Annotated in this window: 24 protein-coding genes; 16 read left to right on the top strand and 8 right to left on the bottom strand. The window is 72.3% G+C overall.

Features of this window, described 5'->3' with window-relative positions; all coding sequences use genetic code 11:
• Positions 1–110: 110 nt before the first annotated feature.
• The 6 genes from ACFV0T_RS14960 to ACFV0T_RS14935 are packed head-to-tail and all read left to right on the top strand — an operon-like array spanning position 111 to position 5417.
• Positions 111–1598: an ATP-binding protein gene (locus ACFV0T_RS14960; protein WP_385778432.1), complete on the top strand. Its 1488-nt coding sequence runs from the start codon at positions 111–113 to the stop codon at positions 1596–1598.
• Positions 1595–2017: a roadblock/LC7 domain-containing protein gene (locus tag ACFV0T_RS14955; RefSeq protein WP_385778430.1), complete on the top strand. Its 423-nt coding sequence runs from the start codon at positions 1595–1597 to the stop codon at positions 2015–2017. Before ACFV0T_RS14960 ends, ACFV0T_RS14955 begins: the two co-directional genes overlap by 4 nt.
• The gene (locus tag ACFV0T_RS14950) at positions 2014–2373 is read left to right on the top strand and encodes a DUF742 domain-containing protein (protein ID WP_385778428.1); all 360 of its coding nucleotides are present in this window, start codon (positions 2014–2016) and stop codon (positions 2371–2373) included. The genes ACFV0T_RS14955 and ACFV0T_RS14950 overlap by 4 nt, the downstream gene beginning before the upstream one ends.
• Positions 2348–2953, top strand: coding sequence for an ATP/GTP-binding protein (locus ACFV0T_RS14945; RefSeq protein ID WP_385778426.1), 606 nt, complete (start codon positions 2348–2350; stop codon positions 2951–2953). The genes ACFV0T_RS14950 and ACFV0T_RS14945 overlap by 26 nt, the downstream gene beginning before the upstream one ends.
• Positions 2950–4188 (top strand): cytochrome P450, encoded by a 1239-nt coding sequence (locus tag ACFV0T_RS14940; protein ID WP_385778424.1) that lies wholly within the window; start codon positions 2950–2952, stop codon positions 4186–4188. The genes ACFV0T_RS14945 and ACFV0T_RS14940 overlap by 4 nt, the downstream gene beginning before the upstream one ends.
• Positions 4185–5417, top strand: coding sequence for a cytochrome P450 (locus ACFV0T_RS14935; protein WP_385778422.1), 1233 nt, complete (start codon positions 4185–4187; stop codon positions 5415–5417). Before ACFV0T_RS14940 ends, ACFV0T_RS14935 begins: the two co-directional genes overlap by 4 nt.
• Positions 5418–5538: 121 nt before the next feature.
• Here ACFV0T_RS14935 and ACFV0T_RS14930 read toward each other — a convergent pair whose 3' ends face one another.
• Entirely contained in the window at positions 5539–7041 is a 1503-nt protein-coding gene (locus tag ACFV0T_RS14930) for a helix-turn-helix domain-containing protein (protein ID WP_385778420.1), read from the bottom strand.
• Positions 7042–7509: 468 nt separating this feature from the next.
• On the opposite strand from ACFV0T_RS14930, the gene ACFV0T_RS14925 reads away from it, so the two are divergent.
• From ACFV0T_RS14925 to ACFV0T_RS14915, 3 genes are all read left to right on the top strand, one after another.
• Entirely contained in the window at positions 7510–8130 is a 621-nt protein-coding gene (locus ACFV0T_RS14925; protein ID WP_385778418.1) for an L-threonylcarbamoyladenylate synthase, read from the top strand.
• Positions 8131–8262: 132 nt separating this feature from the next.
• A complete protein-coding gene (locus ACFV0T_RS14920) occupies positions 8263–9018 on the top strand; it encodes a dienelactone hydrolase family protein (protein ID WP_385778416.1) in 756 nt (251 codons plus the stop codon).
• Between the two features lie 249 nt (positions 9019–9267).
• Entirely contained in the window at positions 9268–10446 is a 1179-nt protein-coding gene (locus tag ACFV0T_RS14915) for a glycoside hydrolase family 64 protein (protein ID WP_385778414.1), read from the top strand.
• Between the two features lie 61 nt (positions 10447–10507).
• Here ACFV0T_RS14915 and ACFV0T_RS14910 read toward each other — a convergent pair whose 3' ends face one another.
• Positions 10508–12904, bottom strand: coding sequence for a M4 family metallopeptidase (locus ACFV0T_RS14910; protein ID WP_385778412.1), 2397 nt, complete (start codon positions 12902–12904; stop codon positions 10508–10510).
• Positions 12905–13296: 392 nt separating this feature from the next.
• On the opposite strand from ACFV0T_RS14910, the gene ACFV0T_RS14905 reads away from it, so the two are divergent.
• From ACFV0T_RS14905 to ACFV0T_RS14895, 3 genes are all read left to right on the top strand, one after another.
• Positions 13297–14223: an MHYT domain-containing protein gene (locus ACFV0T_RS14905; RefSeq protein ID WP_385778410.1), complete on the top strand. Its 927-nt coding sequence runs from the start codon at positions 13297–13299 to the stop codon at positions 14221–14223.
• 255 nt (positions 14224–14478) lie between these two features.
• Positions 14479–15981, top strand: coding sequence for a metallophosphoesterase family protein (locus ACFV0T_RS14900; protein ID WP_385778408.1), 1503 nt, complete (start codon positions 14479–14481; stop codon positions 15979–15981).
• Between the two features lie 94 nt (positions 15982–16075).
• Positions 16076–17116 (top strand): LLM class flavin-dependent oxidoreductase, encoded by a 1041-nt coding sequence (locus tag ACFV0T_RS14895; protein ID WP_385778406.1) that lies wholly within the window; start codon positions 16076–16078, stop codon positions 17114–17116.
• A 1-nt stretch (position 17117) separates the two neighbouring features.
• Here the strand turns inward: ACFV0T_RS14895 and ACFV0T_RS14890 are convergent, their stop codons facing one another.
• The gene (locus ACFV0T_RS14890) at positions 17118–18092 is read right to left on the bottom strand and encodes a TauD/TfdA dioxygenase family protein (RefSeq protein ID WP_385778404.1); all 975 of its coding nucleotides are present in this window, start codon (positions 18090–18092) and stop codon (positions 17118–17120) included.
• A 235-nt stretch (positions 18093–18327) separates the two neighbouring features.
• Here ACFV0T_RS14890 and ACFV0T_RS14885 point away from each other — a divergent pair, with 235 nt between their 5' ends.
• Both ACFV0T_RS14885 and ACFV0T_RS14880 read left to right on the top strand, forming a co-directional pair.
• A complete protein-coding gene (locus tag ACFV0T_RS14885; protein ID WP_385778402.1) occupies positions 18328–19158 on the top strand; it encodes an aldo/keto reductase in 831 nt (276 codons plus the stop codon).
• Positions 19159–19451: 293 nt separating this feature from the next.
• On the top strand, positions 19452–19886 hold the full coding sequence (locus ACFV0T_RS14880) for a cupin domain-containing protein (protein ID WP_385778580.1): 435 nt from the start codon (positions 19452–19454) through the stop codon (positions 19884–19886).
• Here the strand turns inward: ACFV0T_RS14880 and ACFV0T_RS14875 are convergent, their stop codons facing one another.
• From ACFV0T_RS14875 to ACFV0T_RS14855, 5 genes are all read right to left on the bottom strand, one after another.
• On the bottom strand, positions 19887–22229 hold the full coding sequence (locus tag ACFV0T_RS14875) for a SpoIIE family protein phosphatase (protein ID WP_385778400.1): 2343 nt from the start codon (positions 22227–22229) through the stop codon (positions 19887–19889).
• Between the two features lie 623 nt (positions 22230–22852).
• The gene (locus ACFV0T_RS14870; RefSeq protein ID WP_385778398.1) at positions 22853–23320 is read right to left on the bottom strand and encodes a peroxiredoxin; all 468 of its coding nucleotides are present in this window, start codon (positions 23318–23320) and stop codon (positions 22853–22855) included.
• Complete coding sequence (locus ACFV0T_RS14865; protein WP_385778396.1) at positions 23317–23697, bottom strand: DoxX family protein; 381 nt, start codon at positions 23695–23697, stop codon at positions 23317–23319. Before ACFV0T_RS14865 ends, ACFV0T_RS14870 begins: the two co-directional genes overlap by 4 nt.
• A 92-nt stretch (positions 23698–23789) precedes the next feature.
• Entirely contained in the window at positions 23790–24287 is a 498-nt protein-coding gene (locus tag ACFV0T_RS14860) for a MarR family winged helix-turn-helix transcriptional regulator (RefSeq protein WP_385778394.1), read from the bottom strand.
• Between the two features lie 153 nt (positions 24288–24440).
• A complete protein-coding gene (locus ACFV0T_RS14855; RefSeq protein ID WP_385778392.1) occupies positions 24441–25091 on the bottom strand; it encodes a TetR/AcrR family transcriptional regulator in 651 nt (216 codons plus the stop codon).
• Positions 25092–25307: 216 nt separating this feature from the next.
• Between ACFV0T_RS14855 and ACFV0T_RS14850 the strand changes: the two genes are divergently transcribed.
• Both ACFV0T_RS14850 and ACFV0T_RS14845 read left to right on the top strand, forming a co-directional pair.
• A complete protein-coding gene (locus tag ACFV0T_RS14850) occupies positions 25308–25784 on the top strand; it encodes a hypothetical protein (protein ID WP_385778390.1) in 477 nt (158 codons plus the stop codon).
• A gap of 89 nt (positions 25785–25873) precedes the next feature.
• Positions 25874–26854 (top strand): ATP-dependent DNA ligase, encoded by a 981-nt coding sequence (locus ACFV0T_RS14845; protein ID WP_385778578.1) that lies wholly within the window; start codon positions 25874–25876, stop codon positions 26852–26854.
• The last annotated feature ends 3 nt before the right edge of the window (positions 26855–26857 follow it).

Genomic DNA, 26857 nt, shown 5'->3' with positions numbered 1-26857 from the left:
CACTCGACCGTGCGAGAGCGGTCGATGACAGTGTGTACTGTGCTGCGAGCGTGCCCCGTCAGAGGGGCTTGGCCACTCTGCCCTGCCCGACTCCCCCTGGAACCGATTCGATGATCGAACTACCGGACCTGGTGGCCGGCGGTCTGACCGCCGGCACGCTGTCCGCACTCGCCCTCGGCGGGGTGCTGTTGCGGTCACGGCGGCAACTGACCCGCCAGCGGCGCGAGACGGCCGCCCTGCGCACCCAACTCGACGGCCGGGCCAAGGTGTTCACCGCCGAGGTCGAGCACCTCGCGCTGCGCCGCCTGCCCGCCGCGGCCCGGCAGCAGGCGCACGCGCACGTCACGGTCCCCGGCCCGGTGCAGACACAGACCGCCGATACCCCGCTGGGCGCCGCGCTGGAGAGCGTGCTGGACGGCCTGCGCATCGAACTGGCCGCACAGGCCGTCCGCATCGACGCCGCCGCACAGGCCGGCATGCGCGGTGCCACCCGGGAGATCCAGGCTGCCCTGTACCGTCTCCAGGACGCCCTGCGCGCACTGCAACAGCGTTACGACGAGCCCGAGTTGGCGCAGACTCTGTTCCAGCTGGACCACGAGAACGAGCAGTCGCTGCGCCGCGCGCAGGTCGCCGCGGTCGTGTGCGGGGCCTGGGTCGGGCTCGCCCGCGAGGAGTCCCATCTGATCGACGCGGTGACTGGCGGCCAGGCCCGGCTCCCCGGATACCACCGGGTCAAGGTGCACAACCACCTCCAACCGGGCACCGCGCTGGTGTCGCACGCGGTGGAGCCGGTCGCGATCATCGTCGCCGAGCTGCTGGACAACGCGCTGCGGCACTCCGCGCCGGACACCGACATCGTGGTGAACCTGGAGCACGTCCATCACGGCGTGTGCGTCACGATCGACGACGCGGGCCTGGGCATGACCCAGGACGAACGTGCCCGCGCCCAGCGGCTGGTGGCCGGCCGCGAGCCGATCCTGCTGACCGAACTCGGCGACCCGCCGCGCATGGGACTGGCCGCGATCGGCCAGCTGACCCGGCAGTTCGACCTGGGTGTGGACGTGTCCTCGCCCTCGCCCTACGGCGGCGTGCGCGCGGTGCTGCGGGTCGACAGTCATCTCCTCAGCCGCATCGACCCCAGCGAGAAGCCGCCGGCGGCCAGCGCCCCGCGCTCGACCCGCGTCACCGCGCAGCCGGATCCGGCCCCCGCCGTACCGGCTCCCGCCAGTCCGTCACACGGCTACGGGACCGAGCAGGACGACGAGACGGTGCCGGCCGGCTCCGGGCACCACGGCACGGCTCAGGACGACGTCTCCCCCACGACCCGGGAGACCGGCGGGCTGCCGCAGCGCCGCCGCCGGCCGCGCGTGACCGGCACGGCCGCGTCCGCACCGGCCCGGCCCGCGCGCCGCCCCGAGGAGTCCGCCGCGGCCCTCGGCGCGCTCCAGTCCGGCACCGCCGCGGCGCGCTCCGCGACCGGCCCGGACGCCGCCGACGCACCGGACGCCGAGCCCGAACCCGTCCGCGCACGAAGCAGCGCCGAAGGCGCGGCCGACGACACCGAACAGACCGACTACGAAGGGGGAGCGGCTCGATGACCAGCCGCGACACGAGCGACACGGCATGGGTGCTGGAGCCGATCCTGGAAGTACCGCACGTGGTGGCCGCCGTCCTGCTGACGAGGGACGGACTCGTCACCGGGTACACCGACGCGCTGTCCCAGCCGTCGGCGGAGCGGGTGGCCGCCATCACCAGCACCGTACAGGGCGCGTGCCGGACCGCGGCGGCGGCCTTCGCCGACCGGGACCGGGCGGAGATACGGCAGGTCGTCATCGAGTCCGACCACGGCTACGTACTGATCGTGCCGACGGACCACGGCACCTGTGTGGCCGCGTACGGGGACCCGGAGGCCCGTCTGGACCTGCTCGGGCACCGGGTCCACTCGCAGGTGGCGCGACTGGGCGAGAAGGCGATGGCCGCCGCGCCCCGGGGAGCCGACGGCAGCACACCGGCATGACCGGCCGCCCAGGCGGCCGTCCCCTGGTTCCCGCGTACCTGTCGACCGGCGGTGTGGCGCGGCCCAGCCGACCCCAGCTGGAGCGGCTGTCGGTGCTCACCGGAAGCGGAGAGCCTCCGCCCGCCGATCTGACGGCAGCTCAACTGTCTTTGCTGGAAGCCCTGGAGGGCGGTTCGCTGACGGTGGTGGAGGCGGCCGCGCTGCTGCGGCTGCCGGTCTCCGCGGTGCGGGTCCTGACGGCCGGTCTCGTCGACCGCCACCTGGTCCTCGCCCGTGCGCCGATCCCGACCGCCGAACGGTTCGACCCCGACCTGCTGAAGAGAGTGGCCGATGGCCTCCGCACCCTCAAGCACTAGCGGCATCCACCTCCCCGACACCGCCCGCGACCTGGTGAAGATCCTGGTCGCGGGGCCCTTCGGGGTGGGCAAGACGACCCTGATCGACTCGGTGTCGGAGATCCGGCCGCTGCACACCGAGGAACACCTCACCGAGGCCTCCGCGCAGGTGGACGACCTCGACGGGGTGCGGGAGAAGTCGACCACCACCGTCGCCATCGACTTCGGCCGGATCAGCCTGCCGGGCGGCGTCGTGCTGTACCTGTTCGGCACGCCCGGCCAGGAACGGTTCCGGTCGCTGTGGAAGGACATCGCGTACGGCGCGCTGGGTGCCCTGGTGCTGGTCGACAGCCGCCGCATCGACGCGTCGTTCGACGTGCTCGGACTGGTGGAGGAGACCGGACTGCCCTACGCGGTCGCCTTCAACGCGTTCCCCGACGCCCCGCGCCACCACACCCCCGAGCAACTGCGCGCCGCCCTGGACCTGGAGCCGGGCACACCGATGGTGACGTGCGACGCGCGGGACGCGAACTCCTCCATCGACGCGCTGCTCGCCCTGGTCGAGCACCTCATCGACCGCGACCCCCCGGAGACCCGGTGACCACCCATCCCCCCGCCCAGCACACCTTCTCCCTCTCCGCGCCCGTGCGGCTGTGGGAGGAGGGCTTCGCCCTGGATCCCGACCGCTACTACGCCGCGCTGCGCGCCCAGGGGCCCGTCGGCTGGGGCGAACTGGCGCCGGGCGTACCGGCGTACGTCGTCACGGACCGGCGGGCCGCGCTGGAGGTGCTGCGCGACACCGACGCCTTCTCGCACGACCCCCGGCCGTGGGAGAACACGGTCCCCGACGACTCGCCGGTGCTCGGCATGATGCGCTGGCGGCCCAACGCGCTGTTCTCCGACGGTGCCGCCCACATCCGCTACCGCACCACGCTCATCGACGTCTTCGACGAGGTCGAACCGCACGACCTGCGCACCCGGGTGCACCGCGCGGTGAACGTGCTGGTGAGCCGATTCGGGCCGCGCGGTGAGGCCGACCTGGTGGAGGACTTCGCGCGGCCGCTGCTGGCGCTGGTGCTCAACAACCTGTTCGGGCTGCCGGACAGTCAGGGCGACCGGCTGAACGAGGGCCTCGGCAAGATGATGGAGGGCGGCGCCCAGGCCGCCGAGGGCGAGGCCACGTACGCCCAGTACGTGCTGGAGCTCATCGCGGCCAAGGCCGAGCGGCGCGGCGACGACCTGCCCAGCCGGCTCCTCGACCACCCGGCCGGGCTGACCCCGGAGGAGGTCACCTGGCAGGTGTTCCTCACCCTCGGAGCCGGCTTCGAACCGACCTCGAACCTGCTGTCCAACTCGCTGTCCAGGATCCTCGGCAACCCCCGCTACTACTCCACCCTCACCAACGGTGCCCGGCCGGTCATGGACGCGGTGGTGGAGGTGCTCCACCACGAGACGCCGCTGGCCAACTACGGCATCTACTACGCCGTCCGGCCGCTGTCGTTCCACGGGGCGTGGATCAGGGCCGCGGTGCCGGTGGTGGTCTCGTACGGGGCGCTCGGGCACTTCGCCGAGCGGGAGGTCCCCCAGGAACGGCACCCGGGCGACGCCTCACACCTGTCCTGGGGTGCGGGGCCGCACGCCTGTCCGGTCAGGCAGCACACGCTGCTCCTGGTGACCGAGGCGATCGAACGGCTCACCCAGTGGCTGCCCGACATCGAGCCGGTGCTGCCCCGCGAGCAACTCAGCTGGCGGCCCGGCCCCTTCCACCGCTCACTGACATCGCTGCCCGTGCGCTTCAGCCCCCGCTCCCCCGACCAGCCAGGAGATCCGTCGTGAACGTCACCGATCGCATCGCCCTAGACCCGTTCGGCACCGATATCGCGGCCGAGAGCGCCCGGCTGCGCGCGCTCGGCGCGATCGTGCCGGTGGAGCTGCCGGGCGGCATCCCCGCCTGGGCGCCCACCGGCTACGACACCCTCAAGGAACTGATCCTCGACCCCCAGGTCAGCAGAGACCCGCGGCTGCACTGGCGACTGTGGCCCGAGATCGGCGAACACCCCTCGTGGGGCTGGATCCTGGGCTGGGTCGGCGTGGTCAACATGCTCTCCACGTACGGCGGCGACCACACCCGGCTGCGCAAACTGGTGGCGCCGAGCTTCACCCACCGGCGCACGGAGGCGCTGCGGCCCCGGGTCGAGGCGATCACCGCGGAACTGCTCGACGCCCTGGACCTCGCCGCAGCGGACGGCGGGCCCGTCGACGTCAAGGAGGGTCTCGCCCACCCGCTGCCGATGCGGATCATCTGTGAACTCTTCGGTGTGCCGGACGAGTTGCAGGACGCGACCGGCCGGCTCATCGCGGCCATCATGGACACCTCCGACCCGACTCCGGAGCACGCCTCCTTCGTACAGGAGCAGATCGGTACGGTGCTGGGCTCGCTCATCGCCCACCGCAGCGAGCACCCCGGCGACGACCTGACCACCGAGCTGATCCGGGTGCGCGACGAGGACGGCGACCGGCTCAGCGGCGAGGAGCTGCTGTACACGCTGCTGCTGGTCATCGGAGCGGGTTTCGAGACGACCGTGAACCTCGTCGGCAACGCGGTCGTCGCCCTGCTGAAGGACCCGGCGCAGCTGGCGGCGGTGCGGGCGGGCGAGATCGGCTGGGACGCGGTCGTCGAGGAGACGCTGCGGGTGCATCCGTCGATCGCCTCGCTGCCGCTGCGGTTCGCCGTCGGTGACCTGAAGGTCGGCGACGTGACGATCCCGGCCGGGGACGCGATCATCACGACGTACGCGGCCGCGGGTCTGGACCCCAGGCACTACGGGCCGGACGCGGGCAGCTTCGACGCGGCGCGCGGGGCCGAGGACCATCTGGCGTTCGGTGTCGGCGTGCACCGGTGCATCGGCGCGCCGCTGGCCCGGATGGAGGCGCTGACCGCGCTGCCCGCGCTGTTCGAGCGATTCCCCGACCTGGCGCTCGCCGTCGACGCCGACGAACTGCGCCAGGTGCCGTCGTTCATCGCCTTCGGCTGGCAGGAGATCCCGGTCCGGCTGCGCGGCTGAGTCGCACAGCCGGGGCACGATCGGTCCCCCGTTCCGGTCGTGCCCCGGCGGTCCCCCGAACCTATGTGGACGGCGCAGCGGTTGTGAATCGCGCGCGTGCCCGGTGCGCGGCCCGTGGGACTCACTCGTGCACAGGTGAGTCCGGATGATCCTCTATGTCCGGCCGATGAGCGGGGTCGAGGGCAGGACGATCGAGGTCTCCGGTCGCCAGATGGGCCAGCACGACCTCGTACAGGTCGCTCCCCGCCGTCAGCAGTCGGCGTTCGAGGACGGGTTCCGCGCTGCGGACGTGGTCCCGGACCGTCTGTGGGTGGACGCCGACGAGCTGCGCGGCCCGTTCGGCGTTGCCCCCGGCGGCCAGCCAGGCGCGCAGGGTGCGGCGCAGGTCGCGGGGATCGGTGTTCAGACGGCCCAGGAGGTCGTGCGCCCAGGCGCCCATCGGGGGCCCGGCGAGCAGGTCCCGGAGGCCGGCGCGGGCCGCGCGCGGAGTGGTGCCGTCGGCGGGCAGGCCGACCTGGGTGTTCAGCGCCAGATGGACGGCGGCCCGTACGGTGAGTGCGGAGAAGTCGGTGTCCAGCAGGGACTCCACGCGCTCCATCCGGGCACGGACGGTGTTGCGGCTGACGCCGAGGATCTTGGCCGCGCTGACGGCCGTGAACTCCAGGCCGAGCCGGGTGGTCGCGAGCAGTTCCGCGCGGGTGTGGTGGGGCAGCGCGTCGAGCGGGCGCAGCAGCGCCGATGTCCAGGTCCGCAGGACGGCCGGGTCCATCAGGCGTTCGGGGTGGGTGCGTTCGGCGTACACCGCCGCCTTGTCCGGGCGGAAGCGGGCCACCGCGAGGGCGCTGACGGCCTGCCCGTAGGCGGTGGCGATGCGCGCGAGGCTCTGCCGGGTGCTGCCGCCGAGGTAGGTGCCGGGACGGCCGATGACGAGTGCCCGCAGTTCCGCGCCCGTGACCTCCTGGGGTGTGACGACGATGAGGTGGGCGTCCACAGCGGGGCAGCGGACCACCAGGGCCGCTTCCGCGGTCACGTCCAGGCACTGCTCGGCGAGTTCGTCGCGCTCCTCGGGGCAGCCCTCGACGACGTAGACGCTGGCGCTGTCGGTGTCGAGCAGGCCGGGCCAGAGTCCCGCGGCGACCCGGCGCGCGGAGACGGTGTCCTCCACCATGAGCAGTTGCAGGATGGCCAGCCGCAGATCGGCGGCGGCGCGCTTGAGCCGGCGTCCGGTCGTGGTCGTCTCGCGGGCCCGGAGCAGGACTTCGAGGACGGCCGCGGTGTGGGTGACGATGTCGGAGGCACGGCGGTCGAAGGGGGCGGCACGCTCCACCGTCAACAGGCCGACCGACGTCCGCCGCTGGAGTTCGACCCTGACGAGCCGCACATGGCGGCCCTGGCCCTCCCAGGCGGCGGAGGCGATGCGCCCGGCGACGATGTTGTCGGCGGCCGGGAACTCGTCGAGAGGGGTGGGCGGCCCGGCGAGCACAGTGCCGGTGTCGTCCCGCAGGGACACGGTCGCGTCCACCGCGTCGGCGAGCCAGGCGACGACCTTGCGGACGTCGCGCCCGGTGGGGCGTAGATGGCCGAGGAGCTCCTCCGCCCAGGTCGAGGTGTCGCCGCCCGTCATGTCGGCCTCGCCGCCTTCCTGCCCTTGACCTCCGCTTTCCTGGTCGGGGACGTTACCCCACACCGGGCCGGACGGCTCCGCCCGTGCCGGCGGCTGCCGGGGCGGAGCCTGTCGCGGTGTGCCCTCGGCCGGTACGGGGGCGCCACCGCGGGGCTGCGCACCCCGGCCGCGGCGAGGGCGGCTCGCGCGGGGCAGGGCGCGCCGCTCACCACGGCGGCGGTGTGCACGCCGTTCATGAAGGCCTGTCCGCTGCCCTCCACCAGGGCCTTCCGAGCTGTGCGGGCATGTCGGCGAAGGCCGGGTGACGCCCATGACGACCGTGTGCAGCGGCAGGGTGACGCGGGCACCGAGGCGCTGGATGAGGGCCGCGCCTCACCTATGCCAACAGGGTGAGTACGCCGCCGGGCCTGACCGGCGTCGGCGCGGGGCCGCGCGGCGTCCCCGCCCGCGTCGGCATAAGCTCGTCGAATGGCGAAGTACTACGACGTGCACCCCGAGAACCCGCAGCCGCGCACCATCGCCCAGGTCGCCGAGAGCGTCCGCGCGGGGGCGCTGATCGCGTATCCGACCGACTCCTGCTACGCGCTGGGCTGCCGGCTGGGCAGCCGCGACGGCATCGACCGCATCCGGTCCATCCGCCAGCTGGACGACCGGCACCACTTCACCCTCGTGTGCCAGGACTTCGCGCAGCTCGGCCAGTTCGTCCGGGTGGACAACGACGTGTTCCGGGCGGTCAAGGCGTCGACCCCGGGCAGCTACACCTTCATCCTCCCGGCGACGAAGGAGGTGCCCCGCATGTTGCAGCACCCGAAGAAGAAGACCGTCGGCGTGCGCATCCCCGACCATGTCGTCACCCAGGCCCTGCTCGCCGAGCTCGGCGAACCGCTGCTGTCCAGCACGCTGCTGCTGCCGGACGAGGAGGAACCGCTGACGCAGGGCTGGGAGATCAAGGACCGGCTCGACCATGTGCTGGACGGGGTGGTGGACTCCGGGGACTGCGGCACCGAGCCGACCACGGTCGTCGACTTCTCCAGCGGCGAGGCGGAGATCGTACGGCGCGGGGCGGGTGACGTCACGCGGTTCGAGTGAGGCCGGGCACGCAGTCGCGTGCCGCCGGGGCCGTTCACGGCCGGCCGGCCGGCACGTGCAACCATGATCGCGACCCGGCCCGCCGGGCCGACGTCCCCTCGTCGTCGACCGCACAGAGAGGCACCCCCACCCATGACCTCCGTACAGGGCACAGTCGTGGACATCCCCACCGAGGACGGCACCGCCGACGCCTACCTGGCCCGCCCCGCCGACGAACTCCCCCACCCCGGCGTGCTGTTCTATCAGGACGCGTTCGGAATCCGTCCGCACCTGAGGTCGATGGCCGACCGGCTCGCGGCGGCCGGATACACGGTCCTGGTGCCCAACGTCTTCTACCGGCACGGGCGGACACCGGTCTTCGACCTTCCCGAGTTCATCGACCTCGACTCGCGCCCCGACGTCTGGGGGCAGATCGGCCCGGTCATGCAGGAGCTGACCCCGGAGCGCGCCCTGCGGGACGCGGGCGCCTATCTGCGGTGGCTGGCCGACAGCCCGCTGGTGGCCGACGGGCCGGTCGCGGTCACCGGCTACTGCATGGGTGCCCGGCTGGCGCTGCGCACCGCCGGGGCCTACCCGGAGCGGGTGGCGGCCGCGGCCGGTTTCCACGGCGGGCAACTGGCCACCGACGCGCCCGACAGCCCGCACCTGGCGGCCGAACACATCACCGCCGAGCTGTACTTCGGCCACGCGGACGACGACCCGTCCCTGCCCGAGGAGCAGATGAGGCGCCTGGAGGACGCGCTGACCGCGGCCGGTGTCCGCCACCGCTGCGAGGTCTACCCCGGCGCTCAGCACGGTTACACCCAGGCCGACACCGCCTCGTACCAGAAGGAGGGCGACGAGCGGCACTGGGCGGCGCTGCTGGATCTGCTGGCCCGCACCTTCTGATCCCGGCGGGCGGCCGGACCGCGGCGACACCTTCCGGCCCGTCTGGTCCACCCGGCCCACCGGGTCCTGGCCGCGGCCCGGGGCGCCGGCGGCGCCTTCCGGTACCGGGGCCCGGACCGCGGCGGGCAGCCGCGCGCTTCTTATTGACATGAACGCGACCGAGTGCAACTTTGAGAGCGCTCTCAAGAACTGGTACGGACCAACCCCACAGCTGTACCCGCACGGAGGTGGAGAGTGTTCGGAAAGCTCATGTCCCGATGGGGCGCGGCGGCCGCGGTGGCCGCTCTCGTCGGCGCGCTGCTCACGCTCGGCGCGCCGGCCGAGGCCGCGGTGCCCACCACGATCCCGCTCAAGGTGACCAACAACTCCGGCCGCGGCGAGCCGGTCTACGTGTACAACCTCGGCACGCTCCTGACGACCGGCCAGCAGGGCTGGGCGGACGAGAACGGCACGTTCCACGCCTGGCCGGCCGGCGGCAATCCGCCGACCCCCGCGCCCGACGCGTCCATCACGGGCCCGGCGGCCGGGCAGTCCAAGACCATCCGGATGCCGAAGTTCTCGGGCCGGATCTACTTCTCCTACGGACAGAAACTCGTATTCCGGCTCACGACCGGCGGCCTGGTGCAGCCGGCCGTGCAGAACCCGACCGACCCCAACCGCTCCATCCTCTTCAACTGGTCGGAGTACACGCTCAACGACTCCGGTCTGTGGCTCAACAGCACCCAGGTCGACATGTTCTCCGCGCCCTACGCCGTGGGCGTCCAGCGGGCCGACGGCAGCGTCGGCACCACCGGACACCTCAAGTCCGGTGGATACAACGGGGTCTTCAACACCCTGCGGTCCCAGCCCGGCGGCTGGGCCGGTCTGATCCAGACGCGGTCCGACGGGACCGTCCTGCGGGCGCTCTCCCCCGGATACGGACTGGAGACCGGAGCGCTTCCGGCGTCCGTGCTGAACGACTACATCAACCGGGTCTGGCAGAAGTACACGACGACGACACTCACGGTGACACCGTTCACCGACCAGCCGAACACCCGCTACTTCGGCCGGGTGTCGGGCAACGTCATGAACTTCACCAACAGCTCCGGCGCGGTCGTCACCAGCTTCCAGAAGCCGGACGCGTCCAGCGTCTTCGGCTGCCACAAGCTGCTGGACGCCCCCAACGACCTCGTACGCGGCCCGATCTCGCGCACGCTGTGCGCGGGCTTCAACCGCTCGACCCTGCTGGTCAATCCGAACCAGCCGGACACCACGACGGCCAACTTCTACCGGGACGCCGTGACCAACCACTACGCCCGTGCCATCCACGCCCAGATGGCCGACGGCAAGGCGTACGCGTTCGCCTTCGACGACGTCGGCAACCAGGAGTCGCTGGTCCACGACGGCAACCCTCAGCAGGCCTACCTGACCCTGGACCCGCTGAGCTGAACGACCGCATCCCGCACCCGGAGGGAGCCCGGGTGCGGGATGCCGTTTCCACAGGGAACGGTCAGCTGGTCGTCACGGCGGTGTCATCCACGACGAAGCTGGTCTGGAGGGAGGAGTCCTCGACACCGCTGAACTTGAGGGTGACGGTGGTGCCGGCGAACGAGGACAGGTCGAAGGTCTTCTGGCTGTACCCCGTGGCCTTGTTGAGGTTGGAGTACGTCGCCAGCGTGGTCGAACCGGCGGTGACCGTCAGTTTGTCGTACTGGGTGCTGGTGGTGGTCTCCGCGGAGTCGATGTGCAGGTAGAAGGTGAAGGAGGCCTTGCAGCCGCTGGGGATGGACACCGACTGCGACAGCGTGTCGGTGTGCGTGGAGCCGTAGCCGTCCAGCCAGCCCTTGTACGAACCGCCGTGGGCCGCCTGGCTGCTGGAGTTGGTGATGACGCCGCTGGTCGCGGTCCAGGTCGTGTTGCCGGACTCGAAGCCCGCGTTGCCGAGCAGTTGCGCCGAGGTGCAGGTGCCGCCACCGGAGGAACTGACGGTCCAGGTGAAGGACGCCGTGCCGGTCGCCCCGGTGCTGTCCGTGACGGTCACCGTGGTGCTGTACGTCCCGGCGGTGGTCGGGGTCCCGGTGATCGCGCCGGTGGAGCTGTTGATCGACAGCCCGGTGGGCAGCCCGCTCGCGGCGTACGTCAGGGCGCCGGCGTTGGTGCTGCTGGCCGAGATCTGAAGGGTCACCGCGGTGCCGACGGTGGAGGTCCGGCTGCCCGGGTTGGTGACGGTCACACCGCTGGTCGGCGGGGTGACGTGACTGCCGACGTTGATGCCGGCGAACGCGTTCGCGACACCCGCGTACTGGGTGGAGCTCGCGCCGTACAGCGCCGTCGCGGCGTTCAGCGCGGCGGTGCGCGCGGCCGCGTAGTTGGTGCTGGACGTCATGTACGTCGTCAGCGCCTTGTACCAGATCTGGAGCGCGGCGGCCCGGCCGATGCCCGCGACGGCGACACCGTCGGAGGTCGGGCTGTTGTAGGTGACGCCGTTGATGGTCTTGGTGCCGCTGCCCTCGGAGAGCAGGTAGAACATGTGGTTGGCCGGGCCCGAGGAGTAGTGGACGTCCAGGTTGCCGACGCCGGAGTACCAGCTGTCGGCGGAGCCGCCGTCCTTGTCCGGCTCGTCCATGTAACGCAGCGGCGTGCCGTCGCCGTTGATGTTGATCTTCTCGCCGATGAGGTAGTCACCGACGTCGCTGCTGTTGTTGGCGTAGAACTCCACGCCGGTACCGAAGATGTCGGAGGTGGCCTCGTTCAGACCGCCGGACTCACCCGTGTAGTTCAGGCCCGCGGTGTTGGAGGTGACGCCGTGGCTCATCTCGTGGCCGGCGACGTCGAGCGAGGTCAGCGCGTGGGTGCCGCCGGAACCGTCGCCGTAGGTCATGCAGAAGCAGTCGTCGTCCCAGAAGGCGTTGACGTACGCCGAGCTGTAGTGGACGCGGGAGTAGGCGGCGACGCCGTCGTTCTTGATGCCGCTGCGACCGAAGGTGTTCTTGTAGAAGTCCCAGGTCATCTGGGCGCCGTAGGCGGCGTCCGCACCGGCGGTCTGGGTGTTGGAGCCGGTGCCGGTACCCCAGACGTCGTCGGCGTCCGTCATCAGCGTGCCGGTGCCAGAGGTCCCGTTGTTGAGGCTGTACGTCTTGTGACCGCCGCGGGTCGTGTCGTACAGCTGGTACGTCGAGCCCGACAGCGTGGTGTTCAGGGTGACCGAACCGCTGTACTGGGTGTTGCCGGTGCCGGTCTTGACGTCCTGGAAGCGGCCGAGCTCCTCGCCGGTGGTGGCGTCGGTGACGACGTGCAGGCGGCTGGGCGTGCCGTCGTCCTGGAGTCCGCTGACCACGGTCTCCCAGGCGAGCTTCGGGGTGCCGTCGGCGGCCCAGATCACCTTGCGGGCGCTGTCCGTGGCGGGCTGCTGCGCGTCGAGGGACTTGGCCGCCTTCAGGGCCTTGGTCTCGGCCGCCGCCTTGGTGAAGGTCGCGGCGGTCGAGGCCACCTTCACGGTGCGCTTGTTGTTGAAGGTGGTGCTGACCGTGCCGGAGCCCTGCGAGGCCGGCGGCGTGTGCACGACGAGGTCGCCGCCGAGGACCGGGAGACCGTCGTAGGTGCGCTCGTACCGCGTGTGGACGGTGCCGTCGTTGTCCTTGACGACGTCCTTGACGACCAGCTTCTCCTTGGCGCCGAGGCCGAGGCTCTGCGCGGTCAGGGTGGTCTGCCGCGCGGCGCTCTTGATGAGTGCCGTGTGCTGGGCCGGGGTGAGATCGGCCGGCAGGCCACCGGCGCGCAGGGGGCTGGGGTGGGGGGAAGCAGGCTGTGCCGACGCCGGAACGGACGGGATGCCGACGGCGAGGAAGGCGGCGGTGGAGAGCAGGGCTGCTCCTACCGCGGTCCGCTTGCGGGGGATGCGTCTCACTCGTTCTCCTACTGCTGCGACCGCGGGGTGCGGCCGATGACAGACCGGGCAGACGGGTGTGCTGTCCGGGACGAGCCGAGCTGTGCGGGACCGTTGCTGCGTGGAGGGGCGGTGCCGGTCGTGTGCAGCGACAGTGGCGAGAATGACAGGCTTGACCAAGCCATGTCAGCCAGGTCCGGGGCAATCGAGGGTTATCCCTCTGCGCGCGTGACCCCTACATGTACTCGCCGGAGCGCCCGGAAGATGTTGACCGGAATTCAGCCCTTTGTGGCACGAGCGAAGGAGAAGTAGTCAAGAGTTAACCGAAGACTCGGGACGAAGCATTGCCCCACCCGGCCTTTACACGTAGACCTGCCTCCACAACAGCCGTTGCTCTGGGGGGAGTTGGCAGGATGCAAGGCACGGTCGACGGTTTCCGCTACGGGATCGTGACCCCGGTCGCCGCCTATCTGATGGCCTGCCTGGGCGGTGCGCTCGGCTTGCGCTGCACCGTCCGGTCACTGCTCGACACCCAGTGGTGGAGGTCGGGGTGGCTGGCACTCGGGGCCGCGTCGATCGGCTGCGGTATCTGGACGATGCACTTCATCGCGATGATCGGTTTCCAGGTCGAGGAGACCCGGATCGGATACGACGTCACGCTCACCGTGCTGAGCCTCGTCGTGGCCGTGGTGGTGGTCGGCGCGGGAGTGTTCATCGTCGGCCACCGGGGCGCGGGCCGGGTCGCGCTGGCCGTCGCCGGGGTGGTCACCGGGCTCGGCATCGCCGCGATGCACTATCTGGGCATGGCGGCGATCCACGTCAACGGGACGATCCGGTACGCCTCGTGGACCGTCTCCCTCTCCGTGCTGATCGCGATCGCCGCCGCGACCGCCGCCCTGTGGGCCGCCGTCACGATCCGTGGCTTCCTGGCCAGCCTCGGGGCCAGCCTGGTGATGGGCGTGGCCGTGTCCGGCATGCACTACACGGCCATGGCCTCCGTCAGCGTCCATCTGCACGGCACCACGGACGCCCGGGCCGGTGACGCGGCCACCTCGCTGCTGCTGCCGATGCTCATCGGGCCGGTCATCTTCCTGCTGCTGGCAGCGGTGGTGGTGGTGTTCGACCCGCTTCTCGTCCTCGGCGAGGGCGAGTGGAACCGCGACTCCGCTCCGCCGCGAGCCGCGACCGCCTCCGGTGCGAGCGGCCCGCGGCGCGCCGGCTGGGCGCGGCCGGCCCGCCCGGCGGCCGACGGACAGCCCCGGTCGCGGACCGCGGCACGCCCAGCCGGACGGCGGCGGAAACAGCCCGACCGGGAGCGGACACGGCACGGTCCGGCGTAGGCACGGACACGCAAAGGTGTGCCGGGCGCCCGGGGGTACGGGCGGGTGCCCGGAGGCCCCCCGTCGGCGCTCGGCCGGGAGATCGGACCGGCGCCGCACGACAACTGCGTCCGTGCGCGGTGATCTCGGCCGGAACTACCCCGTCGGGAAACGGACTTGTCAGGACTGTCCGGCCGGCCGGACGCCGGACGTCCGAGCCGCGCGACAGGGCGGGCCGCCGACAGGCCGTGCGGAGATCGTTGCTACGGTGCACCGATGTCTGACTCCTCACGCGACACAGCCGAGGGCGCGGGCTGGGGCGCCACCGAGCGCGGTGCGTACCAGCAGCTCATGCCGGCGGAGGTCGAGAAGCTGTCGTGGCTGAACCCGAGGACGCTGTGGGCCGCCCGCAACGGCATCCTGGCCTCCTGGTTCGGCGATCCGACGGGGCGTACCCGCGGCCGCTGGGCGGCTCAGCAGGCGGCGGCCGGGGCACCCGCCGACAAGGTGATCCGGCGGGACGACCCGGAGCGGTTCTCCTTCATGGTGATCGGCGACACCGGTGAGGGCGACGCACCCCAGTACGCCGTCGTGCCAGGATTTCTGAAGGCCGGTCAGGACACCCGGTTCACCGTCCTGGCCAGCGACGTGATCTATCCGGTGGGCGGCGCCGACGACTACAACGGCAAGTTCTTCCGGCCGTACCAGGACTATCGCGCGCCGATCTACGCGATTCCGGGCAACCACGACTGGTACGAGGATCTCGGCGCGTTCATGCGCGTCTTCTGCGACGACGCCCCGCCCCTGCCCGCCGAGCCCGCCCCGCGCCCCCTCACCCGGGCCTGGCTGCGGCACCTGCTGTGGCACCGGCCGCGTCCGGCGGACGGTCAGCACCTGGACGAGGCCAGGAAGTTGCGGTCCTCGCCCGACCAACAGGCCGTCCAGCCCGGCCCGTACTGGGCGATCGACGCCGGACCGGTACGGATCATAGGCATCGACACCGGTCTGCTGGGCACCATCGACGCCGAGCAGGGCGCGTGGCTGCGCGAGGTGTCCCAGGGGTCCCGCCCGAAGATCCTCGTCACGGGCTCGCCCCTGTACGTGGACGGCGAGCACCACCCCTGCCCGATCGAGGGCGGCGGCACGGTCGACGACGTGGTCCGCGACCCCGGTCATCACTACGTGGCGGCGATAGGCGGCGACATCCACAACTACCAGCGCTATCCGGTGGACGTGGACGGCCGGACCGTCCAGTACGTGGTCTCGGGCGGCGGCGGGGCGTTCATGCACGCCACGCACACCATTCCGCGCGTCAGCGTCGCGAACGTCGGCGAGCAGGACTTCCGCTGTTATCCGCTGCGCGGCGACTCCCTCGCCTTCTACAGCCGCCTCTACGGCCGCCGCCTGCGCCTGCGCCGCTTCTTCACCCTCACCGAGGCCGAGGCGACCGCCGTGCTCGCCGAGCGGCTGGGCATCACCCCGGTCCGTGCCACGGGCCCGTCCGTCCGGGTCACCCGGCGCATCCGCCTGGTCGCGAGTCTCCTGGGCGCGGGCGGCGACCCTGACCGGACCTCCCGCTTCCGCCTGCCCGTACGGAAGATCTACACCCAGCTGTTCTCGCCGGGTTCGGCGACGTACAGCCCGCCCTTCTTCAAGTGCTTCCTCCGGCTGGACGTCACCCCGGAGACGGTCCGGCTGCGCTGCTTCGCGGCCACCGGCAACCGCGCCCAGGAGGCGGACCCGCCGGTGGAGGACGACGTCGTCATCCCGCTGGCCTGACCGGCCGCTCCGGCGGCCACCTGCGACAATCAAGAGGCAGAGCGAAGAGACGACCGGGGTACGGCCCGCCGGGCCGTGGACGACGGAGGAACCCATGCCGCCCATCTCACGCCCGTTGCGCAAGCTGGGCTTCCTCACCATCGGACTGTTCGACGAGGCGGACCCGCGCCGGGGGCACGAGTCCACGCTGGAGATCATCGAGCTGGGCGAGCAGCTCGGCTTCGACAGCGCATGGGTCCGCCACCGCCATCTCCAGTACGGCATCTCCTCCCCCGTCGCCGTCCTGGCGGCGGCCTCGCAGCGCACCAGCCGGATCGAACTGGGCACGGCGGTCATCCCGTTGGGCTGGGAGAACCCGCTGCGCCTCGCGGAGGACCTGGCGACGGTCGACATCCTGTCCGGGGGCCGCCTCAACCCGGGGGTCAGCGTCGGCCCGCCGATTCACTACGACCAGGTCAAGGGGGCGCTGTACCCGGACACCGCGGACACCGAGGACTTCGGCTACGACCGGGTGGAACGGCTGCTGGACCACGTGCGTGGCAAGCCCGTCACGGACTTCAGCGGCGTCGAGGGCTTCGAGGTGTTCTCCGACCGGGTGCAGCCGCAGTCCCCGGGGCTGGGCCGCCGCCTGTGGTACGGCGGCGGCAGCACGCGCTCGGCGCGCTGGGCCGGCGAGCACGGCATGAACCTGCTGACGAGCAGCGTCGTCAAGGCGCCGGAGGACCCGGCCGAGCCCGGTGACTTCGCCGAGATCCAGCTGTCCCACATCCGCGCCTTCCGGGCCGCCCACCCCGACGGCGAGGCCGCCCGGGTCTCCCAGGGACTGGTGGTCGTCCCCACCGACTCCGCCACCCCCGAACAGCGCGCGAAGTACGAGGAGTTCGCGGCGGCCCGCACCCCCCGCACCGCCGCGCCCCAGGGCCCGGCGCGCCTGATGTTCGCGCCGGACCTGGTCGGCACCTCCGAGGAGATCGCCGAACGCCTGCACACGCACGCCGCGTTCCGCGAGGTCGACGAGGTGGCGTTCGCGCTGCCGTTCACCTTCGAGCACGAGGACTACGTGCAGATCCTCACCGACATCGCGACCCGGCTCGGCCCCGCGCTCGGCCGGCCCGCCACCGGCCCCACCGGCTGATTCACCAGCGGCCCGCCTCGGTCCCGACGACCGGCCGCGACGGCCTGCCGTCCACGCCGACCGGTACGTCACCGGTGAGCATCACCCGGTGCATGGTCCGGGGGAAGCCGAGGTGGGCGTTGTCAGCGGGCGCCAGATGGATCGTGGCCCTGTTGTCCCAGAAGGCCACGCTGCCCGGCTCCCAGCGGAAGCGGACGGTGTACTCGGGCCGGACGGCCTGTTCGAGGAGCATGTCCAGCAGCGCCCGGCTCTCCGCGCGGGACACACCGGCGATCTGCTCGACGTAGTAGCCGTTGACGTACAGCACCCGCTCGCCCGTCTCCGGGTGGACGCGCACCAGCGGGTGCACGGAGGCGACCTGATGGTCCAGCAGGTGGCGGACGTACGCGTCGTCGCCCGGACGTGGCTGGTAGCCGACGCCGAGCCGGTGCTCGGCCCGCAGCCCGTCGACGAACGCCTTGACCGGCGCGGACAGTCCGGCGTACGCGGCCGCGAGGTTCGACCAGGTGGTGTCGCCGCCGTAGGGCGGCACGGTCTCGGCGCGCAGGATCGTCGCGGCCGGCGGGTCGACGCGGGCGCCGTGGTCGCAGTGCCAGCCGCGCAGCAGGGTGTGCCGGCGGCGTTCCAGCCACTCCTGGTGCTCCATCCCGAACCGTCCGCCCAGTTCCAGCCGGTCGGCGGTCGTCTCGATCTCGGGGAAGTCGGGCGGTGACGCGCCGCCCCGCCTGCCCGGCACGACCGGCTCGCCGAACCGGCGCGCGAACGCCACGTGCCCGGCGTGGTCGAGTCGCTGCCCCCGGAAGAACACCACCTTCCACCGCAGCACCGCCGCCCGGATCACGGCCACCTGCGCGTCGTCCGGGCCGGCCGCCAGGTCGACGCCCTCGATCTCGGCTCCGATGTGCCCGGCGACCGGTGTCACCGCCACCCCGGCGCGCCGCATCGCCTCGTCCGTCGTACGGCTGTCCGTCGTCATGCGCACTCCGCTGTTCGTCGCCTTCACCTACGGGTCAGAGCCTGACAGCGAACGCCGGGCCTGGCGACCGGCCTCCTCGTCGGCCTGCCCGCGGCACGGCCCGTGCCGTCCGCTGGCCGCTGGCCGCTGGCCGCCGCCCGATGGCCGTGGTCCTCGTCCCCCGTCCGCCCGGTTGATCATTCCTGCCCCTGTCCACGAGGCTGGACGCGGAACGCAGTCAAGGGAAGGTCCGACGGTGATCAGCATTCCGACGCACGAGCTCAACGACGGCAGGACGATCCCCGCCCTCGGTCTGGGCACCTGGCCGATGGACGACGCACAGGCGGAGCGGGCGGTGGTCGACGCGCTGGAGCTGGGCTACCGGCTCTTCGACACGGCCACGAACTACCGCAACGAGACCGGAGTCGGCCGCGGTGTGGCGGCCGGCGACATCCCGCGGGAGGAGATCGTCGTCACGACGAAGCTCCCGGGACGGCACCACGGCTACGAGGAGACGCTCGCCTCCTTCGAGGAGTCCCGCGCCCGCCTCGGGCTGGACTATGTGGACCTGTACCTCATCCACTGGCCGCTGCCCCGCGTCGGCAAGTACGTCGACTCCTGGCGCGCCATGATCAAACTCCGTGAGGAGGGGCTGGTCCGCTCGATCGGCGTCTCCAACTTCACAGCCGACCACATCGAGCTCATCGAAGAGCGGACCGGGGTGCTCCCGGCCGTCAACCAGATCGAGCTGCATCCACTGTTCCCGCAGGACGACCTGCGCGCCTTCCACGAGCGCAAGGGCATCCGAACCGAGAGCTGGAGTCCGCTGGGCCGCGGCCGTCAACTGCTGGACGACCCCGTGATCGTCACCGTCTCCAAGGCCTTCGGGGTGACCCCGGCGCAGGTCGTCCTGCGCTGGCACACCCAGCTCGGCGCGATTCCCATCCCCAAGTCGGCCAGCCCCGAACGCCAGGGGGAGAACCTGGACGTCTTCGGCTTCGAACTCGGGCCGGCCCAGATGTCGGCCATCGCCGACCACCCGCACCGGCGTCTGGGCGGGGACCCCGAGGTGCACGAGGAGTTCTGACTCCGTGCCGGGCACGAGCGGTTCCCGGACCGGGCCGGACGGTACGGGAACCGCTCACGGCCGCACGGGTACGGGAACGGCTCGTGGCCGCACGGGTACGGGAACGGCTCACGGTCGCACGGGTACGGGTACGGGAACGGCTCACGGTCGTACGGGTACGGGAACCGCTCGTGGCCGCCGCCCCCCGCACCACCGACGGAGATCAGCGGAATCCGCCTCCAACCGGCCGTCTGGGCCTCTATGTTCACAGCGACATGCCCGTCGCTCACCGTGCACCCCAGGAGGCCTTCCGTATGCGCACCCTGTTCCGCACCCTCGTGACCGGGGCGGTCGCCGCAACGACCGTCCTCGCCTGCGGCACCGCCCACGCCACCCCGGGCGGCCCCGGGGTCTCGGCCCGGCTGATCGCCCAGAGGACCGTCGGAGGCACCGACTACGTCCTCAGGGAGATCACCATTCCGCCCGGCCAGGCCACCGGCTGGCACTACCACGACGGGCCCCTCTACGGCTTCGTGCGGCAGGGCACGCTCAGCCACTTCGACTCCGGCTGCGCGTCGGACGGTGTCTACCGCGCGGGCAGCGCCATCCAGGAGCCGGCCGGGTCCGGCAACGTGCACATCGGCCGCAACCTCGGAGACACCCCGGTCGTCCTCGACGTGCTCTACGTGCTGCCGCACGGTGCGCCGTTCTCCGAGGACGCGCCGAACCCGGGCTGCCCGTTCGAGTGATCACTCCGGCGGCAGCGGCTGTTCGGCCCAGATGATCTTGCCGCTGCCGGTCTGCCGGCTGCCCCAGCGCTGGGTGAGCTGGGCCACCAGCAGCAGACCACGCCCACCCTCGTCGAAGACGTGGGCGCGGCGCAGATGCGGGGAGGTGGAACTGCCGTCGGACACCTCGCAGATGAGGGCGCGGTCACGGATCAGCCGTAGCTGGATGGGCGGTTCGCCGTACCGGATGGCGTTGGTGACGAGTTCGCTCACGACGAGTTCGGTGACGAAGGCGGTCTCCTCCAGGCCCCAGGCCGTCAGTTGGTCGGCGACGTCCTGCCGGGTGACAGCCACCTGCGCCGGGTCGGTCGGGACGTCCCAGGTGGCGACCTGGTCCGCGCCCAGGGCGCGGGTGCGGGCCAGCAGCAGGGCGACGTCGTCGCTCGGTTCCTCCGAGAGCACGGCCTTCAGGACGGTGTCGCAGAGGGTGTCGAGGGTATCGGTACGAGCGGTCAGCGCCCGGCACAGTTCGGTGGTGACGCTGTCGACGTCACGGTCGCGGTCCTCGATCAGACCGTCCGTGTAGAGGGCGACGACCGTGCCCTCGGGCAGCTCCACCTCGGTCGCCTCGAAGGGCAGGCCGCCGACGCCGAGCGGGGGTCCCGGGGCCGCCTCGATGAGGTGTGCGGTGCCGTCGGGCAGGACGACGGCGGGGGCCGGGTGCCCGGCGGACGCCAGGGTGAGGTGGCGCGTGACGGGGTCGTAGACGGCGTAGAGGCAGGTGGCGCCGAGCTCGGCCACATCGTCGTCGGCGTCGTCGGTGGCCAGGTGGGTGACCAGGTCGTCGAGATGGGTGAGGAGTTCGTCCGGAGGGAGGTCGACGTCGGCGAGGGTACGCACGGCCATGCACAGCCGCCCCATGGTCGCCGAGGACGGGATGCCGTGTCCCACGACGTCGCCGACGACCAGGGCGACCCGGCTGCCGGACAGCGGGATCACGTCGAACCAGTCGCCGCCGACGCCCGCGAGCGACCCGCTGGGCAGGTAGCGGTGGGCCACCTCGACCGCCGCCTGTCCGGGCAGTCCGCGGGGCAGCAGGCTGTGCTGGAGCGCGAGCGCGGTCGCCCGTTCGCGGGCGAAGCGGCGGGCGTTGTCGATGCAGACGGCGGCCCTGCTGGCCAGTTCCTCGGCGAACACGATGTCGTCGGACGCGTACTGGTCGGGGTGGGCCACCCGGACGCCCACCGCGACGCCCAGCGTGGTGCCGCGGGCCCGCAGCGGCACCGCGAGCATCGAGTGGGCGCCCCGGCGGAAGGGGCGTCCCGCGGGTGCGCGGGCGTTGCGCTGCTCCAGCCAGCTCAGGAACTCCGGCTCGCCCGCCTGACCGAGGACCGCCCGCCCCTCCAGCAGGGCCCGCGCCTGCAGGCAGGTCGGCGGGCAGACGTCCGCCTCGCCGAGGTGCACGGCCGTCTCGGGTGTGCCGTCGTTGATCGAGCGGTGGGCGACCCGGCGCAGCACGATGTCGTCCGCGTCCGGCTCCCCCGGCGGTTCGTCCGCGCCGAGGACCCATTCGAGCAGGTCCACGCTGGCGAAATCGGCGTACTTCGGTACCAGGAGCTCCACGAGTTCCTCGGCGGTGCGCACCACGTCCAGGCTGGTGCCGATGCCGGCCGCCGCCTCGTTCAGCAGTGACAGCCGTCGCTGGGCCCAGTACTGCTCGGTGCTCTCGAGCGCCACGAGCGCGACCCCGGTCAGCTCCTCGGCGGGGTCCCGCACGGGCCACATCTCGATGCTCCAGGCGTGCTCCCGGTTCAGTGCGGGCGCGCCCGCGAAGCTCTGGTAGCGGGCCGGCAGGCCGGTCTCGGCGACCTGGCGCAGATGGTCCAGGAATCCCTGGTTCTCCTCGACGTCCTCCACGGTCTCCAGGAGGTGCCGCCCGAGCAGGGCCTCCTCGGGCATGCCCATCACCTGGCAGGCCACCTCGTTGACGCGGAGGTAGCGCTGCTCGGTGTCGAAGATCGACATCGACATGGACGCCTGCTGGAAGGCCTGCTCCGCAAGGCTGGGCCCCGGTCCGCCGTTGCGCTCGGCGGTGATCACGTATCCGCCGGGCGTGCCGTCCGTGCCCAGCACGGGGCAGGCCGTGAGGTCGAGGAGGACGGTGGAGCCGTCGCGGTGCCGCAGTACGGCGGTGCCGGTCAGCGCGGGCGGGAAGCCGGCCGGGACGTCCTCGGCGAGCAGGTCGCGTGCCCGACGGCCCACGGCCTCGTCGGCGGCATGGCCGGTCAGCGCGCGGGCACCCTCGCTCCAAGCGGTCACGACACCCCGGACGTCGACGATCGCCACGGCGGCGACATGCTCCATATCATCCAGGATGATCCGATTGTCCCACCGCATCAAGCGCGGGCGTCTCCGCTTCCCGCCGGGCAACCCGAGGCGCCCGGAAGCACCCGGGACAGGTCCGGCGGATCACGTCGCCACGCGTGACGGGGCCGGCCGGTCGACGCAAGCGAGTGCGGCAGCGCGGCGGGAGTGCTGCGACCGCGAGCGGAAGGCGGAAAGCCACAGGGCGGAAGGCGATACGGCGCAGGGCGCGGGACGGGTGCGGCCGCAAGGCGCGGGACGGTGCGGCCGCACGGCGGAAGGCGGTGCGGCGCGGGAACGGAGGGTGATACGGCGCCCCCGACGGACGAGGGCGTCGTGTCCGGCCGTGCGGCCGCTCCGCCGTGCGGCCCGCCGCGCCAGGCCCCGCTCACCCGCGCCGACCGGGCACCGAAGCGATCAGCGACCCTCCGGGCCGCCCGGCCGGCCGGACAGCACACCTAGTGCCACAACAGGCGACGTTCGCCCCGTCGCGACGTCCGGCACTTCCTCTCGCCGCACCGGCCGAAAGCCCACGTACGACCAGTACGAGGACGTCCGGCCGGCCCGCCGAGAGCACGCACCGGACGCCGCTCCTTCACGGGCGAACGCTGCCTGCCACGGCACTAGCCCCGGTGGGCGCGCAGCGCGGCCAGAGCGCGGTCGGCATGCGTGTTCATGCGCAGCTCGCTGCGCACGACCTCCAGGACGGTGCGGTCCTGCGCGATGACGAAGGTGACCCGCTTGGTGGGCGCCAGCGAGAACCCCCGCTTCACACCGAACCGCTCCCGGACCGTGCCGTCGGCGTCGGACAGCAGGGGCATGCCGAGCGTATGGCGGCCGGCGAACTCCTGCTGCCGGTCGACGGAGTCGCCGCTGATGCCCACCGGACGCCCGCCCGCGGCGGCGAACTCGGCGGCCAGGTCGCGGAAGTGGCAGGCCTCGGCGGTGCAGCCGGCGGTCAGGGCGGCCGGGTAGAAGAACAGCACGACAGGTCCGTCGGCGAGCAGTTCGGACAGGCTGCGTACGGTGCCGGTCTCGTCCGGGAGCGAGAAGTCCTCGACCCGGGTGCCGACCTCGATCTGGGTGCTCATGACCGGCCCTCCGCACTCCGGGCGACGCTGCGGGCCCACAGCACGAGGGGCACCTGAAGGGGCAGACGGCCGAAGGCGGCGGCCTTCTGCGGGGTGGGACGGTGGCGCCAGTCGACGGCCATCTTCACGTTCGCGGGGAACACGCCGACGAAGAACGCCGCGGCGGCCAGCGCGGCGACGCGCCTGGTCCGTGGCACCGCGAGTCCGGCCGCGAGGGCCAGTTCGGCGACACCGCTCGCGTACGTCCACGTCCGGGGCGAGCCGGGCAGCGCGCGAGGCACGGTGGCATCGAACTGGCGTGGCCTGGCGAAGTGGGCGGTGCCCGCGGTGGCCAACAGACCGGCGAGCAGCAGGGACGAGCGTTCGGACCGTGACACGGTTCCTCCTCTGACGACCTGCCGCGCGATATTACTCGACGGTAGAGCGGCGGGGCCCAGCGAGGTCGGACAGCGCCCCTCGGGGTCGCGGTCTACTGATCGGCCTCGTCGTCGACGGCGTACGAGAGGAAGTCGTCGACCATGCGGTGAAACAGCGTGGCGAGCTCGCGCAGCTCCTTCGGCGACCAGTCGGCGAGCGCCAGCTGCATCCCGCGGGCACCGGCCTCCCGGACCCGGGCGACGGCCCGCCGGCCGGCGTCGGTCAGCTGGATCCGCTGCGCCCGGCCGTCGTCGGGATCAGGTACGCGGGTGACGTACCCGGACTTCTGAAGCTGCTGCACCGTGCGGGTGACGTGCGAGGCCTCCACGCCCAGCCGGTGGGCCAGCTCCCCCGGCCTCAGCGGGTCGGATTCGGCGACCTGTCGCAGCAGCGCCACCGCGGCCCGGTCCAGCGGCACCCCGGCCAGGGCCATGAGCCGCTCGTGCTGCCGGGCCCGGGTGCTCAGGTAGGTGATGCGGGTGAGCGCCCGCTCGATCTCGACCACTTCCGGGGAGGCGGCGGGGGCGGCGGGAAGCGGTGACGTGGGCATACGCGGCACTTTACCATCTTGTTGCGTAACTCAAGTAAATGGACTGGTCCGCCACTACGGGCTCGCGACGGGCCGAGCCGACGGCGGCCGGACGGACAAGGCGGGTCAGGGCAGGGCAGGCCGTCCACGCCGGCCGTCAGGCGGACCCCGGCGTCAGGACGTGCGGGTGACCGGGGCCAGCCAAAGACCGACGATCGCGTCGATCAGGCCGGTGGCGGCGTCGTGCCAGGTGCCGCGAGGGGTGGGAAGGTGCTCGGCGAGGGCGCGCTCCCGCTCCGCGGAGGTGTGCAGGATCAGATGGCGGGCCATCGTGGCGCGTTCGGCGCGCACCTCGGCGGGCAGCTCGGCCAGGCACCGGTCCAGCGCGTCGAGGACCAGCCGCAGCGACGGCGAGGTCAGGGACTCCTCGATCATGATCTGGTGGAGCGCGGGGTCGGTCATCACCTGCGCGCAGAACCGCGCGTACCAGGTGGGACCGCCGTCCTCGGCGAGGTACTCGGTGAGGGGGCGCACCAGGCAGGACACCCAGTCGCGGAGGTCCGTGGAGTCGCCGGCCTCGGCCACCAGCCGGGCCCGCTCCTCCTCGACGCGCCGGGCGTGCTTGCGCGCGATCGCCCGGACCAGGTCGGCACGGGTGCCGAAGTGGTAGCCGACCGCCGCGTTGTTGCCCTGGCCGGCGGCCTCGCTGACCTGACGGTTGGACACCGCGTACACCCCGCGCTCGGCGTACAGCCGTTCCGCGGCGGTCAGGATCAGCTCGCGCGTCGCGCCGGACTGCTCCGCCCGCACCGCCCTGCCCGCCATGACCACCACCGCTCCGGGACTGCGCACCGCCCTGGGACGGCCAGTCCCCGTGCCGTCCCGGGTCCGCCGCCGCACCGGCGGTCTCCAGGGACGTCAAGCCTACGCAACCGCCTGTGAACGCAGGTGGGCGCCCCGCGCCCACGCCCGGGGCCGTTGTCAGCGGCTCCGCCTAGGGTTTCGCCCGGCTCATGGATCTCACCTGGGGAGGGCAGCGCGATGGGCGCGAGCGGCTGGGACTACGTCACGTCGTACACGGGCAGCGTCGAGGAGTGCCTGGAGGCTCTGCACGCCCGCGTCTTCGAGGAGGACTACGGCGACGACGACACGTACGCGAGCCTCGACGAACTCTGGGCGGACGAGGAGTTCATGGGCGAGGAGGGCACGCACTCGATCCTCGACATCCGGCGCGTCGAGCGCACCAGCGCCCCGCCACAGGATTTCGACCCCGCGGAGTACGGCACCCTGCACCCCCTCCCGGTCGACCGCGTCGCCCACCACTTCGGCACCGAGCGGCCGGCGCCGGCCCTGTTCCGCGACCTGCTCGCCCGGTCGCTGGAGCACACCGGTCCGCCGGACACCCGGCCGCGGACGCTGCTGGACGAGTGCGGGATGAGATGGACGGGTGTGTACGTCGTCCTGTACACCGGCGAGCGGCCGACCCACCTCGGCGTCTTCGGGTACTCGGGCGACTGAGGCCACCGTCGGCGGTCCGGACGGCGCCGTTCAGGGGAAACCGGCGGGTGGCACGCGTGAGGGGGGCCCGGGCCGTCGACACCTCACCCGTGACCCTGCCGCTGATCGCCCCCATGCTCGCCACGTCCGGCACCCTGCCACCCGCCGCGCAGGACGCGCACTGGGCCTACGAGACCAAGCAGGACGGCCAGCGCGTGGTGGCCTACCTGGCCGGGGACGGCGGTGTGCTGCTGCGGGCCAGGTCCGGGGAGGACATCACCCTCGCCTACCCCGAGCTGCGCACGCTGGGCGGTGCGCTGGACGGCACGCCCGCCGTTCTCGACGGGGAGGTCCTGGCGCTGGACGAACACGGCCGTGCCGACTTCCAGTTGCTCCAGTCACGTATGGGCCTGGCCCACGCGCCGGGCAGGGCGGCCCGCCGGGCCTCCGAAGTCCCCGTCCATCTCGTCCTGTTCGACGTCATGCACCTCGGCGCCAGATCCCTGCTGACCGAGCCGTACCGCAGACGGCGCGGGGAGCTGGAGGACCTCGGCCTCGACGGACCGTACTGGTCGACGCCGACCGCTCTCGTCGGCCACGGCGAGCAGGCCCTGCGGGCCACCCGCGAGCACGGCCTCGAGGGCCTGGTCTGCAAACGGCTGGACTCCGTCTACGAGGCCGGGGTGCGCTCCCGGGCCTGGGTCAAGATCCGCAACCTGCGCAGCGAGGACGTGATCGTCGGCGGCTGGCTGCCCGGCAAGGGGCGGCTGTCCGGTCTGCCCGGCGCCGTCCTGGTCGGCCAGCGCGCCGCCGGTCGGCTGCGTTACGTCGGCAGTGTGGGCACCGGCTGGAGCGAGGCCGAGCGGGCCGAGCTCACCGCGCTGCTGCGGACCGCGGCGACGGACCGGTGCCCCTTCGACCCCGTGCCGCCGGTCACCGGCGCGCACTGGGTGCTGCCGCGGCTGGTCGGCGAGGTCCGCTTCAGCACACGTACCCGGGCCGGGCTGCTGCGCCAGCCGTCCTGGCTGCGACTGCGCCCGGACCTCGCGCCCGAGGAGTCGGCGGCCGACCTGCCGGACGACTTCGCCTGACAC

Origin of the sequence: Streptomyces sp. NPDC059582 (genome assembly GCF_042735715.1) — a bacterium.
In the GTDB taxonomy this organism is placed as follows: Bacteria; Actinomycetota; Actinomycetes; order Streptomycetales; family Streptomycetaceae; genus Streptomyces.
The sequence above is the reverse complement of the archived record's forward strand: the minus strand, read 5'-3'. Positions and strand labels throughout refer to the sequence as shown.